Origin of the sequence: Kribbella capetownensis, assembly GCF_004331485.1 — a bacterium.
Lineage (GTDB): Bacteria > Actinomycetota > Actinomycetes > Propionibacteriales > Kribbellaceae > Kribbella > Kribbella capetownensis.
In genome coordinates, this window is the sequence record NZ_SJKD01000009.1 from 88,312 (window position 1) to 107,988 (window position 19,677).

A 19,677-nucleotide genomic window follows, 5' to 3' on the forward strand; every position below is an offset into this window, starting at 1 on the left:
TGGCTGAGGAGGGAGCGGAGTGTCCGGTGTCAGGCTCGGAAGCGGGTTAGGTCTGGCAGTTGCTGAGCGTACGACTCCAGTAGCTTGCCGGCTGCGGTGACGGAGTCGACCAGGGGGTGCCAGGCGAAGGCGCGCAGCGCGGCGGACCGGGAGCCAGTGACAGCAGCCTCGATCGTCGAGCGTTCGACCGCCTTGACCGAGCAGATCAGCCCGGCCTGGTGGTCGGTCAACTGCGACACCGTGACCGGCAGAGCGCCGTTCGCGTCGACCGTGCACGGGATCTCCACCACCGCGTCGTCGTCCAGGTGATGCAGCACCCCGCGGTTGCGCACGTTGAGGATCAGCGAGGCGCGCTCGTTGTGGGCGATCGCCCGCATCAGCGACAGCGCCACCTGCTCGTACCCACCCGCGGCCATGTCCCGCTCGTCGCGCTCACCGGCGTCCGCGACCTCACGGCTCTCCACCATGTACGTCGACTCACGCTCGGCCCGCGTCTTCTGCCACAACTCCAGCGCCCGCTCGGGGTGCCGGGTCGTCTCCGCATAGAACGCGGACTGCTGCTCCAGCAGGAACTTCCCCCGCGTCTGCTGCACAGCCTGTACGGCGGCCAGTGTCTCGCGGGCGAAGTAGTAGTAATGCAGGTACTCGTTCGGAATCGCCCCCAGCGACCGCAACCAGTCCGCCCCGAACAGCCGCCCTTCCTCAAACGACGACAACGCCTCGGAGGACTCCAGCAGCGCCGGCAACCGATCGACTCCACCGGACCGCAAGCCCCGCAGCCAGCCCAGGTGATTCAGCCCCGCGTAGTCGTAGAACGCCGTCGCTGGGTCGACTCCGAGCGCCAGCGCGGCCCGACGCCCCAGTCCGGACGGGGAGTCACAGATCCCGATCACCCGGTCGCCCAGATACGGGATCATCGCCTCGGTCACCATCCCGGCCGGGTTGGTGAAGTTGATGACCCACGCCTCGGGCGCCACCGCCGCGATCCGCTGGGCGATCCCCACCGCGACCGGCACGGTGCGCAGTCCGTAGGCGATCCCACCGGCCCCGACCGTCTCCTGACCCAGTACGCCGAGGTCCAGCGCGACCCGCTCGTCGACGGTCCGCCCTTCCAGACCGCCCACGCGGATCGCGGAGAACACGAAGTCCGCACCCCGCAGCGCCTCGTCCAGATCGGTCGTCTCGGTCACCACCGGCGCGTCCGCGACTCCCGCAGCCTGCTGCCCCAACACCGCCGCGATCGACGTCAACCGAGTCCGATCGGTGTCGAACAGCGCCACCGACGTGATCCGGCCCGTACCCCGGTCCCCGAGCAACGCCTGATACACCAGCGCCACCCGGAATCCCCCACCGCCAAGGATTGTCAGTCTCACGCAAGCACCACCTGTACGCCCGCCTCTGTCAGTTGGGCCCGGGTCACCTCGTCGGCGCCGGGCTCGGTCACCACCATGAACAGTTCCCCCGGATCGCAGACCCGGCCGACACCGTGGCCGGGGAACTTCGTCGCGTCCGCCAGCAGCACCACGCGGTCGGCGGCCTGGATCATCGCGCGCTTGACCGGAACCTCGATCATCGTGCTGTCCATCACCCGCCCGTCCGGCCGCACTCCGCTGGTGCCGAGGAACAGCCAGTCGACGTGGATCTGCCGCAGACTCTCCTCGGTCAGATACCCGACCAGCGACCGGTAGCTCCGCCGGACGAACCCGCCGAGCACGATCAGCTCGATCTGCTCGTCGTTCTCCAACTCCTCCAGTACTGCGAGATTGCTGGTGACCACCGTCAACGACCGGCCGTGCAGATGCTGTGCGACGCGCAACGCCGTCGTACCGATGTCGAGCAGCAACGACTCACCGTCGTTCACCAGCTCAGCAGCCCGCCGCGCGATCCGGTCCTTCTCCGCAGCATGTACGGCGTTGACGTCCGCGAAGGGCTCGTCACCACCGTCAACCGCGAGTGCACCACCGTAGACGCGGGTCAGCCGGCCCTCCGCGTGCAGTTGCTCGAGGTCGCGGCGGATCGTCGCCTCACTGACCCCGAGTCGCGTGGCCAGCACTTTGACGCCCCCGGCCCCGTCGGCCCGGAGCGCGCGGATGATCTGGTCCTGTCGCTGCTTCGGCAACACACCCAGACCGTATCACGCAAACTCCGTCATTTTCAGTCAAATTTATGATCAGGTATTGCGCATCCTGAGCAAGCGTTTCAAGATTCATGCACGAGTTTGATCGACCCTGCAGAAGTGTGGTGGAGCGTAGATGAATTCGCTGGACGTGGTCGTGTCCGGCCTGGTCTTCCAGGACCTGGTGCTCGGCCTGCCCACTCCACCGCGGCCCGGCACCGAGGTGTGGGCCACGGACTCACAGGAAAGCCCGGGCGGCATCGCGAACTTCGCTGTCGCACTGGCTCGGCTCGGTCTGCACACCGGCCTGGCCGCGGCCTTCGGCGCTGACCCTGACGGCGACAGCGTCTGGGATCGGCTGACTGAAGAGGGCATCGATCTGACTCTCTCCCGCAAGCTCGCCGGCTGGCGGACCCCACTGACGGTGGCCCTTGCCTATGACAACGATCGGGCACTGGTCACCCGGGGCACCCCTCCCCTGCTGTCGGCCGACGAGCTGATCACTGCGCCACCGGCCGCTCGAGCTGTCGCCGCCCACATCGGCCCCTGGCCGAACGAGTGGCTGGCGAAGGCGAAGGCGGCCGGTTGCGTGGTGTTCGCCGATGTCGGGTGGGACCCGTCGGAGCAGTGGGATCCCGCAGTACTCGACCAGCTCGAGCACTGCGACGTGTTCCTGCCGAACGCTGACGAGGCGATGAACTACACGCGGACGAGCAGTCCAGAGCAGGCGCTCGACCGGCTGGCCGAGCTGGTGCCACAGGTCGTTGTGTCGAACGGCGCGGCCGGTGCCTTGGCGATCGACGCCGGCACCGGCGAGCGGGTCGCCGTACCGGCCTATCCAGTGCAGGCGGCGGACACCACCGGGGCGGGTGATGTGTTCGCCGCCGGCTTCATCGCGGCCACGCTGTGGGACCTGCCGCTGGAGCTGCGGGTGCGGTTCGCCGCGCTCACCGCGGCGCTGTCGGTGACCCGGCTCGGCGGTGCCGACGCGGCGCCCCGCTGGGAGGACCTGGCGGCCTGGCAGGCCGCGCATCCCGAAGACCACCTCCAAGCGCTGATCAGCGCCCACTCAGGAAGGTAAGAACCATGGAGCTCTCACGTCGGACGCTGCTCGCTGGGGGCTTCGCAGCCATGCTCGGCGGTTCCCTTGTCGGCTGCTCGTCCGGGATGGACGCCGCGTCGACGAAGAAGAATGCCTCGGGCAACATCGCGCTGTGGTGCTGGCCGGGCGGTCTGGGCAAGACCGTGCTGGACGACACCATCGCGCACTTCCCGGACCAGCACATCAAGTACTCCGAGATCGGCGACGACTTCAAGCAGAAGCTGCTGACGACGTTCAACGGCGGCACCAACATCCCCGACATCACCGGGCTCAAGGGCGAGGACATCGCCGCCTGGCTACCGCAGGCGGACCGGTTCGTCGACCTGAACACCGTCGGCGCGAAGGACATCCTCGGTGACTACCTGGAGTGGAAGGTCAAGCAGGCCACCACGCTGGACGGCAAGCTGCTCGGTATCCCGATCGACATCGGCCCGACCGCGCTGTTCTACCGCGAGGACGTCTTCACCGCCGGCGGACTGCCCGGCAAGCCGGACGAAGTGGCCGCGCAACTGAAGACCTGGGACGACCTGCTGGCCGCCGGCCTGGAACTGAAGGCGAAGAACCCGAAGGCGCTGATCGTGTCCGACGCGACCGACCTGTACGGGATCATCGTCAGCCAGGGCACCGAGCGCTACATCGACAAGGACAACAAGTTCATCGGCGACCAGGACCACATCCGCCGCGCCTGGGACCTGGCGGTGAAGGCGATCAACACCAAGGTCGACGCGAAGACCCTCGGCGGTACGCCGGACTGGAACGCGGGACTCGACCAGGGCACGGTGCCGGCGCTGTCCGGAGCGGCGTGGGTCGCGTTGGACGTGAAGGCGGCCTGCAAGACCAGCGTGGGCAAGTGGCGGCTGGCGCCGACCCCGAGTGGCCCGGCGAACTTCGGTGGCTCGTTCCTAGGGATCACCAAGAACGCCGCCGACCCGTCCGCCGCGTTCGAGGTGATCAAGTACATGCTCAGCGCGGACAACCAGGCCAAGGCGTTCGCCGACGCCCAGATCTTCCCGGCGGCCCCGAAGGCGTACGACATGCCGCAACTGAAGGCAGCCGATCCGTTCTTCGGCGGCCAGGTCCCGATCGACGTGTTCGGCCCGGCCGCCAAGGCGATCCCGATCGCGTACGAGGCACCGCTCGACTCCGCGGTCGGAGCGCCGTACGGGACCCAACTGAAGACCGTGCAGTCCGGCAGCAAATCGTCGGAGCAGGCCTGGAAGGACGCGGTCGCGCAGGCGAAGCAGATCGGCAAACGTCAGGGCGTGCAGTGACCCTGACCGCCACGGCGCCCCGCAGCGACGTCGGTACGACGGGATCCGGGCGGAAACGTCCGGTCCGGTCGTACTGGCGGTTCTATCTGGCCCTGTCGCCGTTCTACATTCTGTTCGTCGTCTTCGGGCTGTATCCGGTCGCGTCCACGATCCTGCTCGCGTTCCAGAAGTGGGACGGGCTCGGGGCGCGGCAGATGGTCGGGCTGCAGAACTTCAAGTTCCTGATCGAGGACAACACGTTCTGGCTGTCGCTGTGGAACACGCTGGTGCTGTTCGTGATGTCGACCGCACCGACGTTGTGCCTGGCGCTGCTGCTGGCGGTGATGCTGCATTCGGCGGTGCGGTTCAGCAGCGTGTACCGGTTCGCGTACTTCGTCCCCAACATCACCTCGCTGGTCGCGGCGGCGATCTTCTTCGGCGCGATCTTCAGTACGAACTTCGGTCTGATCAACGCCGGCCTGCGGTCGCTGGGACTGCCGACCGAGGACTGGCTCGGGCAGCCGTGGGGCATCAAGATCGCGATCTCGACGATGATCGTGTGGCAGTGGACCGGGTACAACACGATCATCTACCTGGCCGGATTGCAGGCGATACCGACCGAGCAGTACGAGGCGGCCAAGGTGGACGGCGCCGGACCGGTCCGGACGTTCTTCTCGATCACGCTGCCGCAACTGCGGCCGGTGGTGCTGTTCACGGTGATCATGTCGACGATCGGCGGGCTGCAGACGTTCACCGAACCGCAGGTGATGGTCGGCACCAGCGGTGGCGCGGGCCAGAGCGGTCTGACCGCGGTGATGTACTTCTACACCCAGGCGTTCGTCGCCAACGACTACGGCTATGCGGCGGCCGTTGCCTTGAGCATCTTCATGCTGGTGCTTCTCGTCACGGCGATCAACTGGCGGCTGTTCCGGGGCAGGAGTGAGTCATGATCAGGCGACGCGGACGGATCCTGCTGCACGTCGGCCTGGCGGTGACGGCACTGATCTCGCTGTTCCCGTTCTACTGGTCGTTGGTGATGGCAACCAACACCACGGCCGACATCTACCGGTTCCCGCCGAAGTTCACCTTCGGCTCGCAGCTCGACGACAACATCCATCACGTGCTGACGAACATCGCGTTCTTCCAGTCGATGGGCAACTCGGCGATCGTTGCGGTCTCGGGAACGGTGCTGGTGCTGTTCTTCGACTCGCTGGCCGCGTTCACGTTCGCGAAGTTCCGCTTCCCGGGCCGGAACGCCTTGTTCGTCATCCTGCTCGCGACGATGCTGCTGCCGGCCCAATTGGCCACCATTCCGCAGTTCCAGACGATGGTCGCGCTGGGTTGGGTCGGCTCGCTGAAGGCACTGATCATCCCGGGTGCGGCGAACGCGTTCGGCATCTTCTGGATGCGCCAGTACTTCCAGCGCTCGATCCACGACGAGTTGGTCGAGGCGGCGACGCTGGACGGTTGCGGTTTCATGGGGACGTACTGGCACGTGGCGCTCCCGTCGGCCCGGCCGGCGCTGGCGTTCCTGGGCATCTTCACCTTCGTCGCGTCCTGGAACGACTACCTCTGGCCGCTGATCGTGCTCACCAACCCCGACCACCTCACGCTCCAGGTGGCGTTGTCCCAGCTGAACCGATCGCACGGCGTCGACTACAGCATGGTGATGACCGGGGCGCTACTGGCGATGATCCCGCTGATCATCGTGTTCGCCCTCTTCGCCCGCCAGTTCATCAAGGGCGCGACCGAAGGCGCCATTCGCGGATGAGTACGCCGGCCACGACCAGCGCGTTGCCGGCCAGCGCAGTGCGGAAAGCGGCCGGTGAGTCGCCCAGGGTCGCGGCGGGTACGGCGGCGATGCTGCTGACCACGGCGTACGTTGTCACGGCCGTACTGAGCCAGATCCGGCTTGGCCTCGCCGTTGCCGCCACGGCGAGCCAGGCCAGCCCAACCGTGACGACAGGCTCGAGCAGGGCCAGCTTCGTGACTCTGAACCACGAGATCCCGTCGGGGTGTTCGATCAGCGCGCTCACCAGCAGCAAGAGGCCGCCGGCAACGATCAGCGCCGCGATCGCCGGCAAGACCGGCCAGAACCGCAACCTGATGGGACGGAGCACGATCACCAGTACGGCGATCATCACGGCGGCGACTGCCGTCGAGGCGATCCACGGGCCGGTTTCGTCCGCCGAGATGCCGGCGCCGAGGATCAGCACACCGTCCTCGAGCACCGAGGCAGCACATCCGGCGACAACACCGATCGCGATCGGTCCCGACCACCGGGCGACCAGGCTCGCCACCAGTGCGCCGAGCGAGGACAGAATCACCGGGTCGCCCCAGCCGCGGTAGACGTACCATCCGGTGTCGTCGTGGTCGTTCCAGACGTAGTGCGCGTACTGGGGACCGGGCCAGTTCAGGTAGACGAGTGCCACCCCACCGAGGGCCAGTACGGCAATCGCCCACCATGGAGGCGCGGATCCAGGCTCAGGTTGCGCGGAGGGCGGAGGCTGAGGCGCAGGTTTGGGTATCGGCTCGGGTTCCATCTCGGCAACAGGTGCTGGTTTGGACGCGGCAACCGGCTCAGACACAGAGGCAGGCTCGGCAACAGGTGCTGCCTTGAACGCAGCAACCGTCTCAGGCTGCGGGTCGGACACCGGCGCTGCTTTGGAGGCGGCAGCCGCCTCGGGCTGGGGGTCGGACGCGGGTGCCAGCTCCGGTTCGGGTTCCGGAGGAGGTGGCTCGGGCTTGGTTTCGGGGAGGGTCAGGTGGACTGGGACTGTGCATTCGCCGGTTGGGCCCGCGACGATGAGGGAGGACTCGTGGTTGCCGGGGTCGGCGGGGTCGGCGGTTACTCGGACAGTTGTGCCTTCCTGCTCGACCCGGACCCACGCGGCACCCGGCGACGCAACGGCGGTCTGCGCGATCGGCGGTCCCGAGACCTGGAGTTCAACGCTCGGCACATCCTCGCCGAGTGCGACCTCGCCAGGCGTCACCCGCGGGACGGCAGCAGCGATCGCCTCCCCGGCGGCCTCGGACACCTTGCGGCTGTCGTCGGTGACCATCCGGTGCAGCGCCTGCCAAGCGGCGTAAGCCTGCCCGAGATCGTCGCCGTCCAGCCGTTCGCGCAGGTAGTCGACCACGCCGAACCTTGCCGCCGGCAACGGACTCTCCATCGCCTCGAGCAAAGCCGGCGCAAGCGGCGTAGGCGTGATCCGGCGGACCCGGCTGCGCGCGATCAGCAACTCGCCCTGCGATCCGAACGTCCACATCTGCGGGTTCTGATTCGGTGTCACCCGATGGACCCGGTCGGTCACGAACCCGACCAACTCGGTCAGCCCAACCCACCCGTCGCCGTCCCGATCCGCCTCACCGGTCGTCAATCCGTCCACGACCGCGCTGGTGAACACCGACGGCGTCGGAGTGGCAGCGTCGGTCGCCAACTGTCCGCCCTCAAAGGCGTACTCCATCGCGCTGGAGGCCGTCACAACCACCCGTCCGCGACCACCGCCCACCTCTTCCTGACCGACGAAAGCGTCGCGCACCTGCGCCTCACCGGATGCGCGCACGACCATGCCTCGCGGGAACGCGCCGCCGTAGCAACAATCGAGGAACAGTGCGATCCGCTGTGCGCGACTGTCCGCCATCTGCCGGTTGACGAAGTCCGCGGCCAGCGCGGTCGACGCGAGCCGGGTCGGCTTGGTGTCCGCGACGGCCAGGAACAACTCTCCTGCGGAGTTCTTCAGACCGTGGCAGGAGAAATGCAGCAACAGCAGGTCTTCCGGCGCGCGATCGGCGAAGAAGTCCTCGACCGCGAACCGGATCTCCTGGGCGGACTCGTTGTGCAGGACCCGAACTTCGAACCCACCGACCGACGGATCGGCCAGCACCTCCGCCAGTGCGGCCGCGTCCTGTGCCGGTGCGACCAGCCTGCGCAGACCGGGATCGTCGTACTGGTCGTTGGCGATGACGAGCGCGACCCTCGAGCCGTCCATCTCACCCGTCCGCCATGGAGTGCCGTCGGACGAACGCGTCCACCAGTTGCTGCTGGGCCTGGTCGCTGGCGCCGGTCAGCTCGATCACGTCGCCGTCGATCGTGAGCTTCACCGTCCGCTCGTTGCCGGACCGGCGCAACCAGCCGCGGACCACCGCCACGATCGCACCGACCGCCTGCACCCCTGGCGCCACCGAGACGCTCAGCATGCCGGCGATCGCGGCCAGAGCACTGCGCGATCCCTCCGGTGCATCGCCTTCGTGGTACGGCTCGACCGACCGTACGTCGAGCGTCAGCAACTCCTGCCGCAGCAGCAGCGCCAGTTCCTCCAGGCGTGCGTCGTCCGACCCCTCTTCGACGACCCCCAGCCGTACCTCCGCGCCCATGACCCCTCCCCGCCCCCAGGCCGCGTCGATGCCTCCACCATGCGCCTGCGGGCGTCCGCGCCACAAGGCGTTAAGCTGCGGAACCCAGAGCAGCCGCGGTACGTCGGAGGGGCGTCATGGTAGGCAAACGGGGGCGCGTGATCGGGCGGATCGCACCTGGGATCGTCGGCGAGGTGATGCTGCCGGTCCGCGGTGCCACCGAGGCCTTCTACGCTTACCCCGCGATCGACGAGGTGATCGAGGTGGGCACCCAGGTGGTGGTCGTGGACTACGACCCACCGCGCACTGTCTACGTCGCTCGCGCCATCTGATTCATCGTTCCGTTCCCTGGAGGGGAAATGCTCTGGACGTACGTGATCATCGCCGCGGTGGCGGTGGTCGTCCTTCTGATCGTGTTCCGGATGGTCTGGCGGGTGGCGGAGCCGAACGAGGCGCTGATCATCTCCGGTCTCGGCGCGCACTCGAGCTCCGAGCAGGTCAACGAGACCCTCGGCTTCAAGATCGTCGTCGGCCGCGGTGCCGCGGTCCTGCCGGGATTCCAGACCGTACGGCGGTTGCCGCTGGACATCCGGGCGACGCCGCTGACCGTCACCTGCGTGTCCAGCCAGGGCATCCCGCTGCACATCAAGGGCGTGACGGCGTACAAGGTCGGTGACGACTACGGCTCGATCGCGAACGCGGCCCGGCGGTTCCTGGAGCAGAGCGACGAGCAGGTGATGAGCACGATCCACGAGCTGTTCGCGGGTCACCTGCGGGCGATCGTCGGATCCACCACGGTCGAGGAGATGCTGCACGACCGGGAGACGCTGACCACGAACATCCGTGGCTCGCTGGCCGGCGACATGGAGAAGCTCGGCCTGGTGGTCGACTCGCTGCAGATCCAGGAGATCGACGACGAGTCCGGCTACATCAAGAACCTCGGCCGCCCGCAGGCCGCCGCGGTCGAGGCCGCGGCCAGGATCGCGCAGGCCGAGCGGGACCGGGAGGCGACCGAACGCGAGCAGGCTGCGGCGGCGAAGAAGGCGGCGGCGGTGCGGGAGAGCTCGATCGCTCAGGCCGGTTACCAGGCCGAGGTCGACCAAGCGAACTCGAAGGCGTCGCAGTCCGGTCCGCTGGCCGAGGCGCTGGCCCGGCAGGAGGTCGTCGTCGCCGAGACGGAGACCGCGAAGCTGAACGCCTCGCTGGCCGAGAAGCAACTGGAGTCGTCGGTGCTGAAGCCGGCCGACGCCGAGGCGTACCGGCAGCGCACGCTGGCGCAGGCTGCCCGCGACGCGCAGATCGCGGCCGCCGAGGCGAACGCCCGTGAGGTCCAGCTCCGCGGTGAGGCCGAGGCGACGGCGACCGAGCTGACCGGTAAGGCCGAGGCCGCCGCCGTGCAGGCGAAGGCGATGGCTGAGGCAGCCGGTATCAAGGCTCGGGCCGAGGCGCTGGCCACCAACACCGACGCGGTCGTCGCGCAGCAGCTGGCCGAGGCGTACCCGGAGATCGTCGCCGCGGCGGCGGGCTCGTTCGAGAAGGTCGGCAACATGGTCGTGCTGAACGGTGCCCAGGGCATCGAGGACACCCTGGTCAAGACGATCACGATGGGTGGTTCCGGTTTCGCGCTGGCCAAGCAGCTGATCGAGTCGCTCAGTACGCCGAAGGACGAGAAGCCGGCGCTCGAGTCGGTGCCCGACCAGCCGGCCTGATCGGCTGGGTCAAAGTCCGAGGTAGGCGAGGACCGCGAGGACTCGGCGGTGGCCGGCATCCGTCGGCGGCAGGTCGAGCTTGAGGAAGACGTTGCCGACGTGCTTGTGGACGGCGCCTTCGGTGACGACCAGGCGGTCCGCGATCGCCGTGTTGCCGAGTCCTTGCGCCATCAGTGCGAGTACCTCGCGTTCCCGAGGGGTGAGCCGGTCCAGCGGGCTACTCCGCTTGACCATCAGTTGGCTCACCACCTCGGGGTCCAGCACGGTTCCTCCGGCGGCGACCCGGCGTACCGCTTCGAGGAACTCGTCGACGCGGGAGACGCGGTCCTTGAGCAGGTACCCGACACCCTCGCTACCGGCGGCGAGCAGTTCGGCCGCGTAGACCTCCTCGACGTACTGCGAGAACACCAGCACGGGCAGGCCGGGCCGAACGCGGCGGGCCTCGATCGCGGCCCGCAACCCTTCGTCGGTGAAGGTGGGCGGCAGCCGTACGTCGACCACCGCGATGTCCACCTCGTGCTCGGCGATCGCCTTGGCGAACCCGTCGGCATCGGCGGCGACCGCGGCCACCTCGAAGCCGGAGTTGCCCAGCAGCAGACCGAGACCCTCGGCAAGGATCGGGTTGTCCTCGAGGATCATCACCCGCACGGGAGGATCACCTCGACGGTGGTCGGCCCACCGATCGGGCTCTGCAGTTCCAGCTGACCGTCGATCGCCTGCACCCGGTGGAGCATGCCATGCAGACCGCTCCCCCGGCCGAGCAGGTCGGACTGCTCGTTGATCCGCGCGCCCCCGATCCCGTCATCGGTGATGACCAGGTACAGCTCCGCAGCACGCCGTTCCATCAGTACGTCGACATGTCCGGCGGCGGAGTGCTTGGTGATGTTGGTCAGCGACTCAGCGACGACGAAGTACGCCGCTGCCTCAACGGGCGCGGGCACCTGGCCGAGCTCACCCAGCCGAAGGTCGACCGGCAGCGGGCAGCGGGCGCACAGCGCGGACACTGCGCCGGCGAGACCACGGTCGGCGAGGATCGGCGGGTACATGGTCCGCAGTACGCCGCGCAGCTCGTGCATGGCCTGCTCCGCGCCGTCGCGGGCGTCATCGAGCAGCTTGGCCGCCTTCTCCGGGTCGTCTGCCATTGTCTGCTTGGCGATCCCGATCCGCATCGCCAGCGACACCAACTGCGCCTGAGTACCGTCATGCAGGTCCCGCTCGATCCGGCGCAGCTCAGCACCATGCGAATCCACCGCACCAGCCCGGCTCTTGGTCAGCTCCTCCACCCGCTGTTCCAATCTGGCCGTCCCCAACTGGGACTCGCTAGGCGCCAGCAGGTGGAGCGCTGCCTTCGCGTGGCCGTGCGCCAGGGCCGGCGCTACCCACCAGAGGAAGCCCAAACTGACCAGCACTTGCAGCGGACCGAGGGTCAACGCCGTGGTCCAGCTGTTGACATCGAGCCCCATCAGGCTGGCGCCGTTGTTGACCTTCCACGTTGCCATGCTGATGAGTGCCGAGGGCGCTCCGGCCACCGAGACGACCGCAACCACCAGTTCGGGGATCATCGCCAGCGGCATCAGCAGACACCGCAGACTGCGCTTGAACGACTTGTCCTCGAACAGCGTGACGACGTCGCCCGGCCGGCGGCGCGCCGCCCGTGGCAGCAGCTCCGGCTGCGGCACACCGAGGTACCACGCGGCGCGGTACCGCTCGATGTTGGCCAGCCGCACCAGACCCGCGGTGACGTCCGGGATGATCCAGCCCACCAACAGGCCGATCGGCAGTGCGGGGAGCAGCACCAGCGATTTCAGGAACCGGACCATCAGATAGCCGCTGGCCGGCATGCCTCGAGACAGGATCTTGGTCAACATGCCTCAATCGTGCGCCAACCGAAGGCCGTAGTCGGTACAGCAGACTCTACTGTTCGGGCTCCAGCACACGAGAAGGCCCGGGGGTGATCCCCCCTGGGCCTCCTGTCGTGGTCAGCACTCAGGGACGCCGGGGAGTTTCGGGTTGGGGTCCTGGATGTAGATGTTGCTCATGTAGCCGCCCTGGTCGCGGAGTCTGGCCCACCAGTCGTTGGTGGTGCCTTCGGCCGTGACCGGGTCGCCCTGGACCTGGCAGGTGACGAACACCTGGGTCGGGCCGGGCAGCTCGGTGATGATGGGGGCGGTCAGGCTGGGGGCGGAGCGGACGCGGACGCCGCTGCCGTAGGTGGTGAAGTTGTATTCCGGCGGGTTCGGGTTCCCGCCGTTCACCAGCTCCATGTAGTAGTCCCAGTTCCAGTTCGGACCCGGGTCGGTGTGGGTCTGGTTCGGCATCTCGACGTGCCCCTTGATGTGGGCCCGGTCCTTCGGGATGCCCCGGCGGTCCGCGATGTTGCGGGTCAGCGCGGCCGACGAGCGGTACATCGCATCGGTGAACCAGGACGGCTCGTCGACGAAGCCCTCGTGCTCGATGCCGATCGTGTAGCCGTTCTCGGAGCCGACGTGCCAGGCGGTGTCCTTCTCGGCCACCATCTGGGTGACCTGACCGTCGCTGGACCGGATCACGTAGTGCGAGCTGACCTGCGCCGACGGGTTCTTGAACCAGCTGATCGTGCCGGCGTACGACCCTTGCGTCACGTGGATGACGATGGTGGAGATCGCCGCGTTCCGGCCGACCCGGTAGTTACTGGTGCTGGCCGCGTTCCAGATCGCGCCCGGGTAGTCGACCGCCGCGACCGAGGTCGGTGTGCGGGTGCCGAGCGGGGCGACCTTGGCGTAGGAGCCGAGCACCGGCGTGACCTTCTTCGGCTCGGTGGTGACACCTGCGGCATGGACACCGGCGCCGATGATCCGGTAGACCTCGTCGGTGTACAGGCGCGCGGTCGGCCCGTCGGCGGAGTGCGAGTACTTCGCGACCACGCCGTACCACTTGCCGAGGTTGGACCGATCGGTCAGGCCGGCCGGGTCGGCGTACGAGTCCAGGACGGCGGCGGCGCCGAGGATGTTCGACGCGTTGTCCTTGGACAACTGCGCGACCGGCAGACCGGTCAGCTTGGTTGCCTCGGACATCGTCTGGTTCTTGTCGTTGCTGACCAGGTGCATCACGCCGTAGCCTCCTGCCTGGCTGGGTTGGCCGTTGTGGCCGTCGAGGTGCGATTCGGCGTACCCGACGCCGACGAGCAGTTCACGCGGTACGTCGTACTTCGCGGCGGCGGTGTCGAACGCGGACGAGAGGCCCGCGGAGCCGGAGGGTTGCGTCGGTTCGGCCGCGTTGCTCGGCACTGCGCTGAGGGCGAGTGCGCCGGCGGCCGCGACGGCCAGGAGAGTTGTGGACACGTGTCTGGGTACTCGGGCGGGTTTCCCCATCGGGCGGTTCCTTCCCATGGTCGGTCCGCCGAGGGGCGTCAGCGGTCCCGGGCTCACGCTAGGCCAATATCTTCCGCCGAGACCAGAGTTCAGGTGAACTTTTTTCCGTCACGGCGTGAATTCGGCCGATCACGCGATCAGCTCACCACCCGGCCGCGCAGAACGATCAGCCGGGGATGGGTCAGCACCGCCGGGTCGGCCCGCGGGTCCTCGTCGTACACCACCAGGTCGGCCGGATCGCCGGGCTGAAAGGTGCTCGGGGCCCCCAACCACTCACGGGCCGCCCACGAACCAGCGGCCAGCGCCTGCTCCCCCGACATCCCGATCTCGGTCAGCGCCTGGATCTCCTGCGCCACCAGGCCGTGCCCGAGAACGCCGCCCGCGTCGGTCCCGGCATACACAGGTACGCCGGCCTCGAAGGCGTCCCGGAGTCGCTCGAGCCGGCGGTCGTACAGGTCGCGCATGTGGGCCGAGTACACCGGGAACTTGGCGGCGGCCTGATCGGCGTACTCCGGGAAGTTCTCCAGCTGAATGAGCGTCGGCACCACCGCGACACCGTGCGCGGCCATCTGGTCGAGCATGTCCGGCAGTACGCCGGTGCCGTGCTCGATGCAGTCGATGCCGGCGGCAAACAGATCCGGCAACGCGTGCTCGCCGAATACATGCGCGGTGACGCGCGCGCCGAGCTGGTGGGCGCGGGCGATCGCCGCGTCGAGCGCCTCGGCCGGCCAGCAGGCGGTGAGGTCACCGGCGTCCCGGTCGATCCAGTCGCCGACGAGCTTCACCCAGCCGTCGGCCCGGCGGGCCTCCTGCTCGACGTACGTGACCAGCTCGTCCGGCTCGATCTCCCAGCCGTAGTTGCGGATGTACCGCTTCGAGCGGGCGATGTGGCGGCCGGCCCGGATGATCTTCGGCAGGTCCTCGCGCTCGTCGATCCAGCGGGTGTCCGCGGCCGAGCCGGCGTCACGGACCAGCAGCGCACCGGCGGCACGGTCGGCGATCGCCTGCTCCTCCTGCGTCTCCTTGTCGACCGCACCGCGTTGGTCGAGGCCGATGTGGCAGTGGGCGTCGACCAGACCGGGCACGATCCAGCCACCGGTGTGCACGGTGGTGACATCGGCAGCGGTGGGCCGGTCGACGACCAGCCCACCGCTGAGATGGAGCTCTTGCTGTTCGCCGGCCGGCAGCACCGTGCCGACGATTCTGAGGACGCCGGAGTCGGTCATACGCCGACCGTATCCGGGCTGGTGCCCCTTCAGCGATGTGGCTCGAGGCACATCGCCTACGGGGCACTCACTCAGCCGTGCGAGCCGCCGCCCGGGGTGCAGCTCGGCGTGGTCGGCTCAGCCGTGCAGGGCGTCCCGCTCGGAGTGTCCGTCGGCGTCTGCGTCGGGGTGTCGGTCGGCGTCTGGGTCGGCGTACCGGTCGGCGTCGGCGTCTTGGTAGGCGTCTTCGTCGGGGTCTTGGTCGGAGTCTTCGTCGGCGTCTGCGTCGGCCGGGTCGGCTTGTGCGTCGGCGTCTCGATCGGATCCGGCAACGTCGGCTGGCCGACCGGTGTGGACGGTTGCTGCGTCGGCGAGGTCGTCTTGTCGTCCGGGACGTCCGGGACCTGGCGCGGGTCGACCTTCCGCTCCGCGTTCCCGGTGGACTTCGCCGTCGACAGGCCGCCCTTCTCGTTCGGGATCAGGACGGCGTTCTTGCTGTAGACCCGCATCCACCGCAGCACCGTGGAGACGAAGTCCTTGGAGTGCTGGTACCGCAGCAGGGAGGCGACCAGGTCGCGGGGCGCCTTCAGGTCGTCGCCTTCGGAGCACAGGTAGACCGCGACCGTGGTGACGGCGTCGTACACGTTGTTCGGGTTGCGGAAGCCGTCACCGTTGCCGTCGGCGCCGAACTCGTCCCACACCTGCGGGATGATCTGCATCGGCCCGACCGCACGGTCCCAGGTCAGGTCGCCGTCGAACCGGCCCTTGTCGGAGTCAGTGACCCGGCCGTTGCCGCCACGGCCGTTCAGCACCGGGCCGAGGATCTTGCCCTTGGTGGTGCCGGCCACGTCGACCCGGCCGCCGCTGGCATGGTCGGACTCGACCTTGCCGATCCCGGCGAGCAACGGCCAGGTGAGCCCACAGTTCGGCCGGACCACGGCGAGATTCGCGGTGGCGCGGCGGTAGGCGGGAAACACCCCGCGCGGAATGCCGTTGACGGCGTCCGGGCTGCCCGGACGGACCACCGAACGGCCGTCGGTCGCCCCCTGCACGGGGACGTCGGCGCGGGCGGGTTTGTCGGATCCGAGCCGGCCGTCCACTCCGGGACGCTGCGGCACGACCATCGTCAGTTCGTCGAACTCACCGCTGTTGAGCCCGGCCCCAGGCGATGGGGCGACCGGGCTGTCCGCCGCGAGCTGACCGGAGGCACCGGCCCCGCCCGAAGCGACTGTCACGATGGCCCCGACCAGGAGCGGGGCTGTGCACAGTGAAGCGATGATGATTTTGACCCGACGGTTACCACTACGGGTTAGGCGCATGATCCCCTCAACGATCCATACGCCAGAAAGTTACATCAAGACGACGCAAAGTTACCGGACCCGCCAACACGGCCGAAAACAGGCACCAGGTAATGCGTGAGGCTACGTTGCCAGCGGCCTCCAGAGCCCCGGATCGCGGGTCGTTGCTCAGTTACCCGGCTTGGGCGCCTCGCCCGGAGTCGCGGCCGTGCTCTCGTCCGACCCGGGTGCGTTCGTGTCGCACGGCGTGGGAGTCGGGCTCGGGGTCTCCGTCGGAGTTGCCGTCGGCGACTCCGTCGGGGTGGGCGTCGGCGTACAGGTCGTCGGCGGCGGATCCGAGGTCGGCGGCGTCGTCGGCGGAGTGGTCGTCGGCGGGGTCGTCGTCGGTGGCGGGGTCGTCGTCGGCGGGGTCGTGGTCGTCGGCGGGGTTGTCGTCGTCGGCGGCTTCGTCGTCGACGTCGGCGGCGTGTTCGGCACCTGGGTGGTCGGCTTGCTCGACGGCGGCTTGCTCGTCGTCCGGCTCACGGTCGGCGTCGGCGTGGACGGCTGCGCCGTCGGCGTCGGCGTGGGAGTCGTGGTGCCGCCCTCGCGGGTCGGGTCGTTACTCTGGTCGACGTTCCCGTTGTCGTCCAGCGGCGGGGTGATGACGCCCGATGTGTCCGGGATCGTCACGGTCTCCTTGCTGTACGACTGCATCCACCGGAGCACAGTCGACACGTAGTCCATCGAGTGGTTGTAGCGAAGGACCGCCTGCACGAGCCCCTGCGGGTCGGCCAGGTTCGCGCCGCCGGAGCACAGGTAGCCGCCGGCCGCCCGGGCCGCGTCGAAGACGTTGTGCGGGTCCTTGACGCCGTCACCGTTGCCGTCCGCCCCGAAGACCTTCCATGTGCCCGGGATGAACTGCATCGGGCCGACGGCGCGGTCCCACTGCGAGTTCCCGTCGTACACGCCCTGGTCGGTGTCGGCGATCGCGGCCATCCCAGGGCCACCGTCGAGCACCGGTCCGAGGATCTTGCCGCGGGTGTTCCCGTTCGCCTCGACCTTGCCGCCGCTGGCGTGCGCGGACTCGACCTTGCCGATGCCGGCCAGCAGTGGCCAGGTGATGTGGCAACCCGGCGTCGCCACCGCGAGGTCGTTGGCCGCCTTCTGGTACGCCGCCAGCACGGTGCCAGGAATGCCCGAGGCGTCACCGGAGATGCCGGGGATCGGCTGCACCGTGCCGTCGACGGCTCCGGTCACCGGCACCGAGATCTGGGACTTCTCCTGGGTCGGCAGGCTGCCGTCCGCACCCGGCTGACTTGGGACGTTGTTGGCCAGGTCGTCGAACTGCGCGTCCTGGCGCGGCTGGGCCAGCGCGTGCGCGTCGACGATGAACGTGTTCGAGGTGAGGCCGCCGGCGACGAACACGGCGACCATCGCGGTGGGAGGAGCCAAGCAGACCCAGGTGGCGGTCAGCTTCCCCCGCCACGTATCCAGGTTCTTGAACTGCTGCCTCATCCGCGTCCCTCGACGTTTCCGCAGTACTGAGTCTTGCCGGGCGTAGGCACGATCTTAGCCGTCACAGGGTCGCGGGCAACCGGTAACGGTGCGCCACTTCATGCAGTAACCGGCTGCCGAACCGGCGTCCACTGCCCCGTCACCGAGCGTTCACCGGCCCGGTGTCACTTCTTGTCGTCGTCACCCAGCATCTTGCGCAGGTCGTCGGGCAGCTGGAAGTCGCCGGCGTCCTGGCCGCCACCGCCGAAGGCGGCGGGCAGCTGGCCCGGCTGCGGCGGAGCCGGCTGGGTGTTGCCCTGGTTCGCCCGCTTGGCCGGGTTGCCGGAGCCACGCTTCTTGCCCTTCTTCTGCTGCTGCTTGGCCTTCCGCGCGCCACCGCCGCCCATGCCCGGCATCCCTGGCATGCCGGGCATCCCCGGCATTCCCTTGCCCGACGCCATCGCGGCCATCATCTTGCGGGCCTCGAAGAACCGCTCGACCAGGCCACTGACAGTGGCGACCTCGGTCCCGGAGCCCTTCGCGATCCGGGCCCGGCGGGAGCCGTTGATGATGTTGGGATCGGTCCGCTCGGCCGGGGTCATCGAGTGGATGACCGCCTCGATCCGGTCGATCTCGCGCTCGTCGAAGTTCTCCAGCTGGTCCTTGAACTGGTTCGCCCCCGGCAGCATGCCGAAGATCTTGGTCAGCGGGCCCATCTTGCGGACCGACTGCATCTGGGCGAGGAAGTCGTCCAGGGTGAAGTCCTTGCCGCCACGCTTCTGCAGCTTGGCGGCCGTCTTGGCGGCCTCCTCGGCGTCGAACGACTTCTCCGCCTGCTCGATCAGGCTCATCACGTCGCCCATGCCGAGGATGCGCGACGCCATCCGGTCGGGGTGGAAGACGTCGAAGTCCTCGAGCTTCTCGCCGTTGGAGGCGAACATCACCTGGCGGCCGGTGACCTGCGCGATCGACAGCGCGGCACCACCGCGGGCGTCACCGTCGAGCTTGGACAGCACGACGCCGTCGAAGCCGACGCCGTCGAGGAAGGCCTGGGCGGTGGTGACCGCGTCCTGACCGATCATCGCGTCGACCACGAACAGGATCTCGTCCGGCGTGACCGCGTCGCGGATGTCGGCGGCCTGCTTCATCAGCACCTCGTCGACCCCCAGCCGGCCGGCCGTGTCGACGATGACCACGCTGTGCTGCTTGCTCCGCGCCTCGTCCATCGCCTTGCGGGCCACGTCGACCGGGTCGCCGACGCCGTTGCCGGGCTCGGGCGCGAACACCGGCACGCCGGCGCGGTCGCCGACCACCTGCAGCTGGGTCACCGCGTTCGGGCGCTGGAGGTCGGCCGCGACCAGCATCGGCGTCTGGTGCTTGGCCTCCTTCAGCCACTTGGCCAGCTTGCCGGCCAGGGTGGTCTTACCAGCACCCTGCAGACCGGCGAGCATGATCACCGTCGGCGGCCGCTTGGCCATCCGCAGCTCGCGGGTCTCGCCGCCGAGGATGTTGACCAGTTCCTCGTTGACGATCTTGATCACCTGCTGCGCAGGGTTCAGCCCGCCGCGCACCTCGGCGCCGCTGGCGCGGTCCCGGACCGCGGCGATGAACTCCTTCACCACCGGCAGCGCGACATCGGCCTCGAGCAGCGCGATCCGGATCTCCCGCGTCGTCGCGTCGATGTCGGCGTCGGTCAGCTTGCCTTTGCCGCGCAGATTCTTGAACGCCGTGGACAGACGATCGGAAAGCGTGTCGAACACCAGGAACAGTCCGTTCTTCAGAAAACCCAGCTCACCCAGACAACTCCCCGAGTCT

General features: G+C 68.5%; 17 protein-coding genes. 6 read left to right on the plus strand and 11 right to left on the minus strand.

Features of this window, described 5'->3' with window-relative positions:
- Positions 1 to 29 precede the first annotated feature (29 nt).
- Together E0H75_RS33465 and E0H75_RS33470 are read right to left on the minus strand one after the other, a co-directional pair.
- Positions 30 to 1,373 carry a 6-phospho-beta-glucosidase gene (locus E0H75_RS33465; RefSeq protein WP_131517720.1) on the minus strand — a complete coding sequence of 448 codons (1,344 nt, stop codon included), beginning with the start codon at positions 1,371 to 1,373 and terminating at the stop codon, positions 30 to 32.
- On the minus strand, positions 1,370 to 2,122 hold the full coding sequence (locus tag E0H75_RS33470; RefSeq protein WP_131355030.1) for a DeoR/GlpR family DNA-binding transcription regulator: 753 nt from the start codon (positions 2,120 to 2,122) through the stop codon (positions 1,370 to 1,372). The genes E0H75_RS33465 and E0H75_RS33470 overlap by 4 nt, the downstream gene beginning before the upstream one ends.
- Positions 2,123 to 2,252: 130 nt before the next feature.
- Between E0H75_RS33470 and E0H75_RS33475 the strand changes: the two genes are divergently transcribed.
- From E0H75_RS33475 to E0H75_RS33490, 4 genes are read left to right on the plus strand one after another with little or no spacing between them, the layout of a single operon-like run.
- Entirely contained in the window at positions 2,253 to 3,197 is a 945-nt protein-coding gene (locus tag E0H75_RS33475) for a carbohydrate kinase family protein (protein ID WP_131517721.1), read from the plus strand.
- Between the two features lie 5 nt (positions 3,198 to 3,202).
- Entirely contained in the window at positions 3,203 to 4,489 is a 1,287-nt protein-coding gene (locus E0H75_RS33480; RefSeq protein WP_131517722.1) for an ABC transporter substrate-binding protein, read from the plus strand.
- A complete protein-coding gene (locus E0H75_RS33485) occupies positions 4,486 to 5,418 on the plus strand; it encodes a carbohydrate ABC transporter permease (RefSeq protein WP_131517723.1) in 933 nt (310 codons plus the stop codon). Before E0H75_RS33480 ends, E0H75_RS33485 begins: the two co-directional genes overlap by 4 nt.
- Positions 5,418 to 6,239: a carbohydrate ABC transporter permease gene (locus tag E0H75_RS33490; RefSeq protein WP_131517968.1), complete on the plus strand. Its 822-nt coding sequence runs from the start codon at positions 5,418 to 5,420 to the stop codon at positions 6,237 to 6,239. The genes E0H75_RS33485 and E0H75_RS33490 overlap by 1 nt, the downstream gene beginning before the upstream one ends.
- On the opposite strand, the gene E0H75_RS33495 is transcribed toward E0H75_RS33490, so the two are convergent.
- The gene (locus tag E0H75_RS33495; protein ID WP_131517724.1) at positions 6,205 to 8,460 is read right to left on the minus strand and encodes a caspase, EACC1-associated type; all 2,256 of its coding nucleotides are present in this window, start codon (positions 8,458 to 8,460) and stop codon (positions 6,205 to 6,207) included. The two genes, E0H75_RS33490 and E0H75_RS33495, sit on opposite strands and share 35 nt — an antisense overlap.
- A gap of 1 nt (position 8,461) precedes the next feature.
- The gene (locus tag E0H75_RS33500) at positions 8,462 to 8,845 is read right to left on the minus strand and encodes a hypothetical protein (RefSeq protein ID WP_131517725.1); all 384 of its coding nucleotides are present in this window, start codon (positions 8,843 to 8,845) and stop codon (positions 8,462 to 8,464) included.
- 116 nt (positions 8,846 to 8,961) lie between these two features.
- On the opposite strand from E0H75_RS33500, the gene E0H75_RS33505 reads away from it, so the two are divergent.
- A complete protein-coding gene (locus tag E0H75_RS33505; RefSeq protein ID WP_131517726.1) occupies positions 8,962 to 9,156 on the plus strand; it encodes a hypothetical protein in 195 nt (64 codons plus the stop codon).
- 27 nt (positions 9,157 to 9,183) lie between these two features.
- Entirely contained in the window at positions 9,184 to 10,533 is a 1,350-nt protein-coding gene (locus E0H75_RS33510) for an SPFH domain-containing protein (protein WP_131517727.1), read from the plus strand.
- Between the two features lie 9 nt (positions 10,534 to 10,542).
- Here the strand turns inward: E0H75_RS33510 and E0H75_RS33515 are convergent, their stop codons facing one another.
- From E0H75_RS33515 to ffh, 7 genes are all read right to left on the minus strand, one after another.
- The gene (locus E0H75_RS33515) at positions 10,543 to 11,181 is read right to left on the minus strand and encodes a response regulator transcription factor (protein ID WP_131355058.1); all 639 of its coding nucleotides are present in this window, start codon (positions 11,179 to 11,181) and stop codon (positions 10,543 to 10,545) included.
- On the minus strand, positions 11,172 to 12,401 hold the full coding sequence (locus tag E0H75_RS33520) for a sensor histidine kinase (protein ID WP_131517728.1): 1,230 nt from the start codon (positions 12,399 to 12,401) through the stop codon (positions 11,172 to 11,174). Before E0H75_RS33520 ends, E0H75_RS33515 begins: the two co-directional genes overlap by 10 nt.
- A 111-nt stretch (positions 12,402 to 12,512) precedes the next feature.
- The gene (locus tag E0H75_RS33525) at positions 12,513 to 13,853 is read right to left on the minus strand and encodes an N-acetylmuramoyl-L-alanine amidase (protein ID WP_238163423.1); all 1,341 of its coding nucleotides are present in this window, start codon (positions 13,851 to 13,853) and stop codon (positions 12,513 to 12,515) included.
- A 167-nt stretch (positions 13,854 to 14,020) separates the two neighbouring features.
- Positions 14,021 to 15,109 (minus strand): amidohydrolase family protein, encoded by a 1,089-nt coding sequence (locus tag E0H75_RS33530; RefSeq protein ID WP_131517730.1) that lies wholly within the window; start codon positions 15,107 to 15,109, stop codon positions 14,021 to 14,023.
- Positions 15,110 to 15,180: 71 nt separating this feature from the next.
- Positions 15,181 to 16,323 carry a lytic transglycosylase domain-containing protein gene (locus E0H75_RS33535; RefSeq protein ID WP_238163424.1) on the minus strand — a complete coding sequence of 381 codons (1,143 nt, stop codon included), beginning with the start codon at positions 16,321 to 16,323 and terminating at the stop codon, positions 15,181 to 15,183.
- A 231-nt stretch (positions 16,324 to 16,554) separates the two neighbouring features.
- Entirely contained in the window at positions 16,555 to 17,883 is a 1,329-nt protein-coding gene (locus E0H75_RS33540; RefSeq protein WP_202873304.1) for a lytic transglycosylase domain-containing protein, read from the minus strand.
- Between the two features lie 164 nt (positions 17,884 to 18,047).
- The gene (gene ffh, locus E0H75_RS33545) at positions 18,048 to 19,622 is read right to left on the minus strand and encodes a signal recognition particle protein (RefSeq protein ID WP_131517732.1); all 1,575 of its coding nucleotides are present in this window, start codon (positions 19,620 to 19,622) and stop codon (positions 18,048 to 18,050) included.
- Positions 19,623 to 19,677 lie beyond the last annotated feature (55 nt).